This window comes from Acinetobacter larvae, from assembly GCF_001704115.1.
Taxonomy (GTDB): Bacteria; Pseudomonadota; Gammaproteobacteria; order Pseudomonadales; family Moraxellaceae; genus Acinetobacter; species Acinetobacter larvae.
Genome location: NZ_CP016895.1, coordinates 112,769 through 125,481 on the forward strand (window position 1 = coordinate 112,769; position 12,713 = coordinate 125,481).

10 protein-coding genes are annotated in these 12,713 nt (G+C 39.5%); 3 read left to right on the forward strand and 7 right to left on the reverse strand.

The annotated features are described in order from the left end of the window. Window positions 1-108 precede the first annotated feature (108 nt). Window positions 109-825: a ribonuclease PH gene (gene rph, locus BFG52_RS00475; RefSeq protein ID WP_067551166.1), complete on the forward strand. Its 717-nt coding sequence runs from the start codon at window positions 109-111 to the stop codon at window positions 823-825. 156 nt (window positions 826-981) lie between these two features. Here rph and BFG52_RS00480 read toward each other — a convergent pair whose 3' ends face one another. Further along, window positions 982-2,937, reverse strand: coding sequence for an LTA synthase family protein (locus tag BFG52_RS00480; RefSeq protein WP_067551169.1), 1,956 nt, complete (start codon window positions 2,935-2,937; stop codon window positions 982-984). 157 nt (window positions 2,938-3,094) lie between these two features. Continuing rightward, complete coding sequence (gene nadC, locus BFG52_RS00485) at window positions 3,095-3,943, reverse strand: carboxylating nicotinate-nucleotide diphosphorylase (RefSeq protein WP_067551172.1); 849 nt, start codon at window positions 3,941-3,943, stop codon at window positions 3,095-3,097. A gap of 161 nt (window positions 3,944-4,104) precedes the next feature. On the opposite strand from nadC, the gene ampD reads away from it, so the two are divergent. Then, window positions 4,105-4,692, forward strand: a complete 588-nt coding sequence (gene ampD, locus BFG52_RS00490; protein ID WP_067551175.1) for a 1,6-anhydro-N-acetylmuramyl-L-alanine amidase AmpD — start codon at window positions 4,105-4,107, stop codon at window positions 4,690-4,692. Window positions 4,693-4,859: 167 nt separating this feature from the next. Next, window positions 4,860-6,404: a murein biosynthesis integral membrane protein MurJ gene (murJ, locus tag BFG52_RS00495; RefSeq protein ID WP_067551178.1), complete on the forward strand. Its 1,545-nt coding sequence runs from the start codon at window positions 4,860-4,862 to the stop codon at window positions 6,402-6,404. A 198-nt stretch (window positions 6,405-6,602) separates the two neighbouring features. Here the strand turns inward: murJ and BFG52_RS00500 are convergent, their stop codons facing one another. The 5 genes from BFG52_RS00500 to BFG52_RS00520 form a co-directional block, all read right to left on the reverse strand. After that, window positions 6,603-7,295: an FKBP-type peptidyl-prolyl cis-trans isomerase gene (locus BFG52_RS00500; protein ID WP_067551181.1), complete on the reverse strand. Its 693-nt coding sequence runs from the start codon at window positions 7,293-7,295 to the stop codon at window positions 6,603-6,605. Between the two features lie 52 nt (window positions 7,296-7,347). Beyond that, window positions 7,348-8,103: an FKBP-type peptidyl-prolyl cis-trans isomerase gene (locus BFG52_RS00505; protein WP_067551184.1), complete on the reverse strand. Its 756-nt coding sequence runs from the start codon at window positions 8,101-8,103 to the stop codon at window positions 7,348-7,350. A gap of 288 nt (window positions 8,104-8,391) precedes the next feature. After that, on the reverse strand, window positions 8,392-10,587 hold the full coding sequence (locus tag BFG52_RS00510) for a polysaccharide biosynthesis tyrosine autokinase (protein WP_067551186.1): 2,196 nt from the start codon (window positions 10,585-10,587) through the stop codon (window positions 8,392-8,394). A gap of 22 nt (window positions 10,588-10,609) precedes the next feature. Further along, window positions 10,610-11,038 (reverse strand): low molecular weight protein-tyrosine-phosphatase, encoded by a 429-nt coding sequence (locus tag BFG52_RS00515; protein WP_067551188.1) that lies wholly within the window; start codon window positions 11,036-11,038, stop codon window positions 10,610-10,612. A 3-nt stretch (window positions 11,039-11,041) separates the two neighbouring features. Continuing rightward, window positions 11,042-12,142, reverse strand: coding sequence for a polysaccharide biosynthesis/export family protein (locus tag BFG52_RS00520; protein WP_067551191.1), 1,101 nt, complete (start codon window positions 12,140-12,142; stop codon window positions 11,042-11,044). Window positions 12,143-12,713: the final 571 nt, after the last annotated feature.

Here is a 12,713-nt window from a genome sequence, read left to right on the forward strand (position 1 = left end):
GAATACAAGCGAATATATTTATTGATTGGCAACATCGTCGAATCAATGTTTGAACAGGCATCTGTTATACTGGCATAAATTCAGTTTAAGCTCTTATAAGGATGAGTTATGCGTATAGACCAACGTGCCTTAGATCAATTACGTGACATTAAAATTACCCGTAATTATACCCGTTACGCAGAAGGATCAGTGCTTATCGAGTTTGGTCATACCAAAGTATTGTGCACTGCGAGTATTGATCATAGCGTGCCGCGTTTTCTCAAGGGGCAAGGTCAGGGATGGGTGACTGCTGAGTATGGCATGTTACCGCGTTCTACCCATACACGTAGTGATCGTGAGGCGGCACGTGGTAAACAAAGTGGTCGTACACAAGAAATTCAACGTTTGATTGGGCGTAGTTTACGCGCCATGATTGACCTCAAAAAACTCGGTGAACATACCATTAACATTGACTGTGATGTGATTCAAGCAGATGGTGGTACCCGTACCGCATCCATTACCGGTGCTGCAGTTGCACTGGTTGATGCCGTAAATGTTTTAATTGAACAAAAGAAAATTAAACAAGATCCTCTTAAAGGCTTAATTGCTGCGGTATCTGTTGGTATTTTCCAAGATCAGGCATTGCTGGATCTGTGTTATGAAGAAGATTCTAATTGCCAGACCGACTTAAACGTGGTGATGACCCAAGCGGGTGAGTTTATTGAAATTCAAGGCACCGCTGAAGATAAACCCTTTACGCGCGAACAGTGCAATAGCATGTTGCAACTTGCTGAACAAGGCATTAAGGAGTTGATTCAGAAACAAAAAACAGCATTAGATTGGTAAATAACAGCGCAAATTTTAGCACTTTAGCTAGGCGATGATATTTATATAAAGTCTTTGTTAAAAAATGCCGATTATGATGTCGGCATTTTTTATTGTCTTTATTTTGTTGAACCCGAGGTCCATGTCACTGGGTGATCTACAGCGTTAGCCTGCTGTTTAAGGGGTCTTTGCAGGTTGTAATAATTGGTAGCTATAGTTTTTACCATATAAAATATCATCATTTAATGCTTGGTAATCGGCAAGGATTTGTTTGGCATCCGGCTGACATTGTTTGGCATGTTTGAGACCAATTTGATGAATGGCGCTATAGCACTGATTGACAGACTGAATATATTGATAATAGGGCGATAAAGGCAAGTGGGCCGCAGTTAAGAGTCTGGGCGCTAAAAAAGGTGTCGCAATATAATCTGCTTTAAATTGCTGACGATCTAAAGCAAAGTTACTCCACACAGCCAATGGCGTGGTAAAAAACTTAGGCTGATCTTTTTGCTGCTTTTGTTGATCTGAAGCAAAGAAATGATATTCATCATAAACTTTTTGCAGGTTTGGCAAATGATCACCAAAGAAGATGATCATGGTTGGACGTTCTAAGGTCTTGGCATAGTCGATCAGAGATTGTAATTTCTCATCGGCACGTTGCATACCACGCATATAGGTATTGATTTGACGACGACTCGCGGCAGTTAAATCAGGGTTATGACTGAGATCCTCACCTTTGCCAAAGCGGTCATCGTGATACATTGGATGATTTTCCACACTAATGGCATAGATAAACTGCGGTTGGTCAGCATGTGTCAATTGTTGTTCAATACTGTGATAAATTAAATCATCAGTTGCCCAGCCACCTTGATTAATAAATTGTTTACGGTTTTCTGTGGTCGTCATATTTTCGATTGAAATAAAACGATGAAAACCAAGGTGTTGATAAACAGCAGCACGATTATAGAAATACTTACCATTGTTGTGCATGGCTGTGCTTTGATAGCCTAAATCATTGAAGTAATTGGCTAAAGAGTAGATTGGACGTTTAATTTTGGCAACGTACATTAGTTCTTGTTGATTCATAAAGACATTGAGGCTGGTCAATACTTCAAATTCAACATTTGCGGTGCCCCCCCCAAAGCTTGGCGACAGGATTTTAGAGACCTGTTGACGATTGATATGCGGGGTTAAATTGCGTGGTAGGCGCTTATCGAGTTGTTCCGCATCCCAATGCGATTCACTCATCACAAAAACGATATTGGGAAGGTGCGCGTTGCTGGTCTTTTCAGCATTGACCAAAATCGGGGTTGCTTGAGAAGGTATAAGTGCAGAGGCTTCGGCTTGTGTGTTGAGCTCATCAGCTGGTGCGGCAGCATCACCTGCCAAAGCCGCCACTTGCTCTGGTTGACCATTGGGCCAAAAGAGCTGTTCAATTTTTTCTTTGCTCACGGGTTGTCCGTGATAAATTTTATTTTTGAGTTGATCGATGGATTTAGAAAAAAAGAACGCGCTAAAACCGAGATTTTTAATATTGAGATGATCGCCAGCCCATTCCCCACGGGTATTGGGTAGATAGGTGGTATAACGGCATAAGGTGGAAGCATCCGTCTTGGTACATACTGCTTGGAAATTATTCTTAAAATTGGCAGCTACAAAAAAGCCTAAAATTAGGCTTGCACTGACTACATTTAAAATCAGATGGCGTGATGGCTCAGCTTTTTCTTTACGGTATAGATAAACAAACAAAGCAATAAACAAAGCAAAGATTGCCAGTACGCCAAATTTTAGCGGCAGGGGGGTGGCGATCCATGTTTCTCGTAATAAAAAGAAATCAGTTGGTACTAAACTGGCAGAAAGATAACGTTCTTTTTGTGTATTAATAAAGGTCAGCAGAATAATTAAAAATTGACTGAGTAAAACAGTGGCTAGCGTTTTACGTAAAATCAAATAGAAACCACAGAGTAATGCGTAATTTAAAATAATGGAGAAGCCATATTTATACAGGCGAAACTGTTGATAGCTGCTGCTAAACTTGAGAAAGCGTTGAATATCTTCTTGGGTAAAAAAGAAAATAACTACAGATAACAAAGCGACAAGTAAAAAGATGAGCTGCTGTTGCCATAATTTCATTGCAGTCTGACTAGTGCTGAAAAATAAAACAGCTATTATACGACTGTGTCATCGTTTTGCAATGTTACCGCATGCGCTATTTTAAAGTGTTTGGTCAACATTCAAAAAGCAGTATCATTGTAAATAATACTGCTATATCAATATCTTATATTGTATATCAAATGCTTTGAAATCGCATGGAAAGATCAATTGCTGTTACATCTTTGGTGAGTACACCCATCGAAATATAGTCGACCCCAGTACTGGCAACGCTGCGTAAATTATGCAGCGTAATATTACCAGAAGCTTCAAGTTTACTTCGACCTGCAACATATTGAACGGCATCAATCATTTGCTGTTGACTAAAATTATCTAACATAATGATATCTGCTTTGGCATCCAATGCTTGCTCTAGTTCATCCCAGTTTTCGACCTCAACTTCTACAGGTTTATCCGCAGCGATTTGCCGTGCTTGCGCAATCGCTTGGGCGATTCCACCTGCTGCCATAATATGATTTTCTTTAATTAAAAAGGCATCAAATAAGCCTAAGCGATGATTTTGTCCGCCACCAATTGCAACAGCATATTTTTGTGCAATACGTAGTCCTGGCAATGTTTTACGGGTATCGAGGAGTTTGGTCGACAAGCCATCGAGTTGCTGTACATACTGTGCTGTTTTGGTGGCAACAGCGGACAGACATTGAATAAAATTCAATGCACTACGTTCAATAGTCAACAAACTTCGGGCTTTGCCAGTCAGGGTAAGAAAGCGTTCATTGGCTTTGACCGGTTGACCATCTTGTTGATGCCATGTCGCAACAATCGTTGGATCAAAATGAGCAATGAGCGCATCTACCCACGGTTGTCCAGCTAAAATCATGTCTTCACGGCTGATAACCGTTGCAGTCGCATGTTGTTGTTCTGGTGTAAGCAGTGCCGTGATATCACCAGTGCCGATATCTTCTTGTAATGCCTGTTGAATATTACTTTGAATTGATTGCTGCAAGAGTGAAGCCGATATGCTCATGAAAAATCCTTTAAATGCACTGATATACACAACAGGCGCTAGTTTAGCATCGTCAAGCTGTGTTTTAATACGTTTTTAAATTTTGCATGATTGATCGTTGGGGTTCAATCGAGAACTTCAGTGTGCTCATCATAATGCCTTCGACACTAGAGGATGCTGGCATGCCCGATGCCCCAAATTTTCAGATTGAAGCCGGTGAAGTTATTGGTGCAACGACTTACCATTCGCCTAATTTTAATGCACGTCCTACAGATACTGAGATTCAGCTGATTGTTATTCATAATATCAGTTTGCCACCCGCTCAATTTGGTGGAGGATACATTCAACAGTTTTTTCAAAATCAGTTAGATTGGTCATTACACCCATATTTTAAAAGTATAGAAGGAATGAAAGTCTCTGCGCATCTGTTGATTTTAAGATCAGGTGAAGTCTTACAATTTGTCAATCTGAATGATCGAGCATGGCATGCAGGGCGTTCACAGTATTTGGGCAAAGAAGAATGTAATGATTATTCGATTGGAATTGAATTAGAAGGCAGTGATGATTGTGATTTTAGTGAAGCACAATACCAATCTTTGAGTGCAGTGGTTGCAGTTATACAACAGGCTTATCCTAAAATTAAATCGCATATTGCAGGGCATTCCGATATCGCACCTGTACGTAAAACCGATCCAGGTCCGCATTTTGATTGGCTATATTTCCGCAGCTTACTTCATGCGCGCAATAACCATGTGCAGAAGATCGGATAAGCATATTGGAGTGCGTAAAGTTTGGCTTTTACTGCGGAAAGCAGGCAATAAAACCGCATTGTGCTGCGGAACCATATGAAAAAATAAGTCAGCTATTACTGATAACTAACGCTATTTTTCAGTAGTTTGATTACAATAAGCTCTTTTACTGAAATTGAGAGTAATACATGGCGCTGTGGCGATCCACCTTTATCGTGAGTGCAATGACCATGCTGTCACGGGTGTTGGGTTTGGTCCGTGATATGGTCTTGCTCAATGTATTTGGTGCAGGGAAAGATTTTGATACCTTCGTAGTGGCTTTTCGGATCCCCAATTTCTTTCGTCGGTTATTTGCTGAGGGGGCATTTTCCCAAGCGTTTATTCCAGTATTGACTGAGTATAAAACACAAAAATTACATGCCGAAGTACAGATTCTGATTAGCCGAGTCTTTGGGTGTTTATTGTTGACCATGTCTTTGTTGACCTTAGTCGCGATGATTGCAGCGCCTGTAATTATTTATGTATATGCACCGGGTTTTCATGATAATGCCGCCAAGTTTGATTTGGCTGTCTCAATGTTTCGTTTAACTATTCCTTATTTGATGTTTATGTCGCTGACTGCATTTGCCAGCAGCATCTTAAATAGTTATGGCTCATTTTCGACACCAGCATTTGCTCCAGTATTGCTCAATATCGCCATGATTGCTGGCGCATGGTGGTTGGCACCGCATATGGCAGAGCCTATTCAGGCTTTGGGGTGGGCTGTTGTGGCAGCGGGAGTACTACAACTGGCGATACAGATTCCTGAATTGTGGCGTAAAAAATTACTTATTCCACCCAAAATTGATTTTAAACATGAAGGGGTAGATCGCATCTTAAAGCTGATGTTACCGGCGCTATTCGGTGTCTCAGTGACGCAGATTAATTTATTGCTCAATACGATTTGGGCTTCGTTTATGCAAGATGGTTCGGTTTCTTGGTTATATAGTGCGGAACGCATGACGGAACTCCCATTGGGCTTGATTGGTGTTGCTATTGGCACAGTAATTTTGCCGTCCTTATCTATGCGTCAGGCAGAACAAGATCAAGCAAAGTTTAAAGCTATGTTGGACTGGGCAGCGAAGGTGATTGTTTTGGTGGGCGTGCCTGCCAGTATTGCGCTATTTATGTTATCGACACCTATTATTCAAGCCCTATTCCAACATGGTGAGTTTACGTTACGAGATACGCAAATGACAGCATTAGCCCTGCAATGTATGAGTGCTGGGGTGTTGGCTTTTATGTTGATTAAAGTATTTGCGCCAGGGTTTTATGCAATGCAAGACACCAAAACACCAGTACGTGTTGGTCTGATGGCTGTTGCTGCCAATGCAATTTTAAACGTGATTTTTATTGGTCTATTTAAGCTGATCGGCTGGGAAGCCGAACACATGGCATTGGGTATTGCTTCATCTGGTTCTGCCTTGGTTAATGCTGGCATGTTGTACTACTATTTGCATCGCCGTAATATTTATCGTTTTGGGCGGCATTGGAAGAAACTGTTCGTACAGTTTGCAATCGCCAATATTACCATGGCATTGGCGTTATATTATGCGTTGACATGGTATGACACCCAAGCGGCACAATGGTTACGTATCATAGAAGTAGTGATCTTTTGTATTGTTGGTGCGGCGGCCTATGGTATTGCTTTATTGGTTACAGGTTTCCGCCCACGCCATTTAAAACCAGAATAAGTGTGTGCTGATGATCTAGAGCGTGTTCATTGATTAAAAATTGCTTGCTATAAAAACCCCAAAAAAATAGACATGCTAACGATGTCTATTTTTTTGGTTTTTACCGTTGCACTAGGACAGCTTGCGGCGTCTTAGAGTCATCCATACAGCATAAGCATGGATTTCGCTTTGCGGTACTTTTGATGGTTATACATCCATTTAAGGTTTAACTTTAACCAGTTCAATATCAAAAATAAGCGTGCTGTTGGGCTCGATCGCATCACCTGAACCGATCTCGCCATAAGCTAATTTAGCTGGAATAAAGAAGCGATATGACGCACCTTCTTGCATCAATTGTAAACCTTCAGTCCATCCTGCAATGACTTGGCTCACTTGAAAATCAACGCTTTGTTCACGTGCAATAGAGCTATCAAAGATTGTTCCATCTAATAAACGACCTTCATATTGAACCGTAACAGTTGAATTGGCTTTAGGTCGAGCGCCTTGTCCAGCTTTTAGAACTTGATATTGCAAGCCTGATTTCGTTGTTTTGACTTCTGGTTTTGCTGCATTGGCTTTTAAGAATGCTTCGCCATTTTGGGCATTTTTAGTCGCCAATGCCTGAAAGGCTGCGATTTGCTGTGCATCACTACGTTTTTTATATTGTGTGAGCACTTTGGCCATTTGTTCTTCTTTTAATGCAGGCTTTTGTTCTGCTGCACCTTGTTGTACCCCTACAATAAATGCATTGAGGTTTACATCTTTGAGTACCTCAGCATTATTTCGCCCCATAATATAGCCATAGCTATAGCTGACTTGGTCTTTGGTCGAGCTTTTATCTGAAATGGGTGCGCTTGCAAAGCTTGCAGTCGCTGTCATAAAGCTTAGGCTTGCAATGATTATTTTTTTCATCATGTGTTCCCGAAAAAAAAGAAGAGTAGTCACTACTCTTCTTAAACTATTTTTATTTCACTTTGATCAGTTCAACATCAAAAATGAGGGTACTATTGGCTGGGATGCCTGGCACACTGCGTTCACCATAAGCAAGTTTGGCAGGTACATATAACGTCGCCTTACCACCCTCTTTTAAAAGTTGTAAGCCTTCAGTCCAACCTGGAATAACTTCATTTAGTTTAAAGTCGATGGGTTGATTCTTTTTATATGAACTATCGAATACTTTGCCACTGATCAGCTGCCCTTTATAGTGCACTGTTACCATAGAGTCAGCTTTGGGTTGCTTGCCAGTACCCGGATTGGTAATTTTATACTGTAGACCCGTTGCAGTCGTTTTAACATCAGGCTTCTTGGCATTTTCTGCGAGGAATTTGGCCCCTTCAGCACCTGAAATTTTAGCTTCTCGCTCCATTTCTTGCAGGAGTTGCGCTTTGTATTCGGTGAAAGCAGCTTGTAGTTCAGCTTCACTATATTTAGGCTCTTTACCATTCGACGCATCTTTGATGCCATTCGATAAGGCAGAACCATCGATATTTGGTGGAACTTGTTGTGAAGCACCCAGTTCATAACCGAGCATATAGCTGACTTTGGCAATCGTGCTATTGGATGTTGTTGAGGCGCTTGCTGCTGTGGCTGGTTTAGATGCATCGCTGACGACTGCCGCAGTCGTCTGAGCTTCAGCAGCTTTTTGACTAGAAAAATAAATCGGAACAAGTGCTACACCGCCAAGAATGACAGCAACAGTAACAGGTAATGCTTTACTCATAAGGGTCTCAATTTCTGATCTTTATTTCATGCGATCAATATCGTCATAAGCAATCAGCATATACCGTTTCCTTGACAAACGGTATATCTTTAAATGGAAATCAACCAAAAATATACATCTTTCAATTGTGTTATAACTAAGTTCAGCCCTTACTGGCTACTCTCTAGCAGATTGGTCGATATCTACTAGAGATCATGTTTGACTATAGATGCTAAGATCCTAAACTTTTTATTGTGCTGATTGTGCTGATATATAAAAGCTCATATATCAAAGAATCCTGCGCATCGCTTAATTCTCCTTATGACTTTGATAACTGTAGATATAATTATATGAGTAACCAAACGCTCCGATATTTTGTACGTCATTGATAATTACACCATTGATTTTAGTTGCTACTTGTTCAAAACGGTTCTGCGTGAGTGCCAGTTCACGTAACTGTGTTTTACCATAACGGACCACGACCAGATTCACACCAACATATTGTGAAATAATTAAGCTGTCAGTTACTGCAAGTACTGGTGGTGTATCCATAATGATGTAGTCGTATTGCTTGGATAATGTAGAGAGTAGCGTTTGAAATGCAGTGGATGTCAGTAACTCTGAGGGAGTATGTAGACTTTTACCGCGTGGCAGAAAATCGAGATTTTTCACATGACTTTGTATAATGGTTTCAGCATAATCCACTTGCCCACTTAAGAACTCAGATAAGCCGGGGCTATGTTGATGATTAAAGTATTGATGCAAGTAACCACGTCGCAGATCGGCATCCATTAATAGAATTTTTTTGTTGTTTTGCGCAAAGATTGTGGCGAGATTAGCTGAGATAAAAGATTTACCCACTTCGGGGGCTGGACCTGAGATCGCAATAATATTATTACGCGCATGGTTCAGTGCGAAATGAATGGTGGTACGAATACTACGTAAGCTTTCAATAGCAATATCTTCACTATTTTTAACCGCAAGGATCGGGATGGGGCGGCGCTTTTTAAATAAATGGCGACTATTTTCTTGTATTTTTGAACGCGGGATTGTTGCATAGACGGGTAAGTTTAGATTTTGCTCAATCTGATGACTGTCTTTAAGACCAACACTAAATAGATTTCTTAATGCAGCAAGGATTAATCCAATAAAAGCGCCAGCACAGATGGCAAATAAGATGACTAAGCTATGCAATGGTTTAATGGGGGCAACAGGTTTGATTGCGGTATCAATAATGCGAACACTACCAATTTCACCTGCTTCTGCAACTTTTAGTTGATGGTAACTATTTAATAAATTGGTATACAGTTCAGTATTGACCATGACATCACGATAGAGCTGTAAATATTGTCGTTGTAATTCGGGTAAGCCTTTTAGGATTACATCTAATTCATTGATTTTAGAGTTTATTGCATTGAGTTGAGCATTAACTTCAGTAATTAATGGATGATCATTGGTATAGCGTGATGCCATTTCGGCGTATTTTTGTTTGAGTTCAATTTTTACTTTTTCCAATTCTATATTTTGTTTCAATAACAGCTCTGATTCTTGGGTTACATCAACAGTATGGTGTTTTTCACGAAATTTATTGAATTTTATTTCTGAATCTGCCAATTGTTGTTTGAGCTCAGGCAATTGTTTGTCTAAGAAGTTGAGGGTTTGTTTGGCTTCGAGTGTTTTACGTTCGATATTTTGTTGATGATAAACTTGCAAAACGTTGTTCAGGACTTGAGTAATATGCTGTTGATCTGTACCGGTATAACTTAAGCCAATCACACCTGTTAGCTTAGCTTTTTCTAATACTTGATAATGTTGATAAAACTCGTTCATCGCCGTGGGTATAGCCAATTTGGTGATTTTAAAGTTCTGTTTAGGCTGCGCATTTTGACTATCGATGTGAATCTGCCAAGTTCCTTGTGCATGATGAAGAGTATTGGCTTGGTTGAGCGGCGCACGTAATAACACTTGATCATTATAGCGTAGGGTAAATTTTTGCGGTTGATCAAAACTGAGTGTCAAGGTTTGATTGAGAAATGCTTCTGGAATATCAAACTTACGAATCTTGAATTGTGCCAGTTGTTGTTGCACAGAGACGGCATGTGGATCGTAATGTACTTGATAAGGTCTTTTTTGGGTCAAACGTTGTAAAGGCGAGTTTTGATCGTCATCAATACGAAGATCTAAATTTAGGTTTTGAATGACTTGTCCCAATACCAGTCTGGAATTTAAAATTTCAATTTCTGCCTCAGCTGGAGATTTTTGTGCAACAGAACTGGATAATTGTCCGAGTTGCCCCAAAAGAGCTGAAGCTGCGGCACTTTTACCATCCTCAACTTGTACCAATGCATCCGTAGAATAAATATTGGGCGTAATTCTAAGATAGAGTAAAGCGGTGATAAGGCTGATGCTTATGCACAGTATAATGAGCTTCCACTGCGCCAATAAAGAGAAAAAAAGTTCTTTCAAGTCAAGACTATCATCATTTTTTTGAGTATTCGGATTCATAACTGAGCAACTATAATGATTATTATAAATGTTCTTGCCAATCAGCAAGATATGCTTTGATTTGCTTACAGGTCTGATCAAAAATAATTTGATCCTGCTGATAAGGATCTTCGACGTTGGCATTTTGCCAATGTCCCAGACGGAAAACGCGTCCTTTAATAAAAGGCCACTTGGTTTCTAATAGCTGTTGTTGACGTTTACTCATGACCAAAATGAGCTCTGCTGTTTTGAGATGTTCAAGCTGTAGCTGTCGGGCACGATGTTGTTGTATATCAATACCAAAATTCTGCATGGCCAAAATGGATTTCTGATCAGCAGCTTGCGCGACGAGGGCAGCAATGCCTGCAGAATAAATATGTCGTTTGGGAAATTGCTGTTTGAGAAAGTATTCAGCCATAGGGCTGCGACAAATATTACCCATACAAACAATTAAAATATTTTGAATTTGCATAATTTATGGTCTTCCAAGCAGTTGGAAAGAATAAATTGCACTGGCAAAAGGAACGATTTGACCGATCACGCGCTGCCATCGGGTAAGACCTGTTGCATCGATATAAACAATATCGTTTCTTTGCATTTCAAATTGATTGGCTAAGCTTAAGTTACCAATACTATTGAGGTTTAAATGATAAATCGTGGATGTTTTATTTTTTAAATCTGTGCGCATCACATAAATGCGAGCAGAGCTTGCTGATTCAGGATTGATTCCTTCACTTTCACCAAGCACATCGCTCAATTTCATGCCTTGATCGCGTAGAGCGAGTGCAATATTTTTGTTTGATTCACCCATGACATAGAGTTTTTGCTCTTGTTTGGTATTGATGTATAACGTGTCATTGGGTTGAATCAGCAGCTGATGTAGCGATAAACCTTCTTTTTCTAGGGCAATAACATTGAGGTCATAGGTTTGTCGGTCACGAATTAATTGAATATTGGTATTATCTCCAGACTCTGTATTGATTCCACCCGCCATACTTAATGCAGTATAGATACTAATGGGTTGATCATTTAATGTGTATTGCCCGCTTTTTACTACCTGACCATTTACAAAATAGCGTTGCCCTTCATAAGATACAACACGTACAACGACATCTGGATGTTTGAGATAAACAGCAAATTTTTGTTGTAAGAATTGATTTGCTTCAGCTAAAGTTTGACCGGCAATATGTATACGCCCCAATAAAGGGAGTTGTAAGAAACCAGAAGGATCTATTTGATAGCCGATAGCAGAAGCATTGTTTGAATTGGGTTGTATGGGCTGAGTGATTTCTGGATATGCCCATAACTGTATAGATAAAACATCACCGGGACTAAGATAATAGGTTTTTTGCTGTTTTTTAAATAATCCACGGATTCTTTCAATATTGGTATCGAGTGCAAAACCTGTTTGAGGAATATTTTGTTGCGTCAGTTGTACGACATCTACTACAGCACCTTGCTTGGTGGTGAATTGTCCTTGACTTGGTAGGTCATAGGTCTTTAGACCTGAAGTTAAGGCGCAGCTCATCAGCATATATGCCGTGAATAGATAAACAAAACACTGAGGATAGCTCATATCTATCATCCTCTAAGCTAAAATATTGTTTGATCCCTTTGATATCAAAATATATCGACTGGTCTTTTGATGACAGTTGAGATATTGAAGGAATTATAAAGACCTTATTATTTCTATGCGGTCGGTTGAAAAGACTCTATTTTTTATAGCAGCAGATTAGCCTTTATCTACTGATGTGCAGAGTGATTTCATGTCTTAGCAAAAGATAAATCTTAGCAAAAGATAAATTGTTGTTTAGCAACTTTAAAAACACATCTTATTTTTTTGCTTTATTCTGATGCAAATACTATTTGCTGTGCTTCAGTAAAATATAATGGAGTTTAGTGAGTACAATGTGATACGAATAATAAGATAGTTTTTCTAAAAACATTGACTATTCTATAAGATAAATGGTTTTTTTATAAAAAAATCTATTTATTCTATTTGTATATAAAATTTATTCTATTATTTATTTAGAGTAAAAAGGAATTGAATACGGCATTGTAGTTTTAAAATAAATATACAAAATGATGCTCTGTTTAGTGAAATAAAATTTATCTGATCGTTGGTTATTCTTGTTGTCTTTCACAGC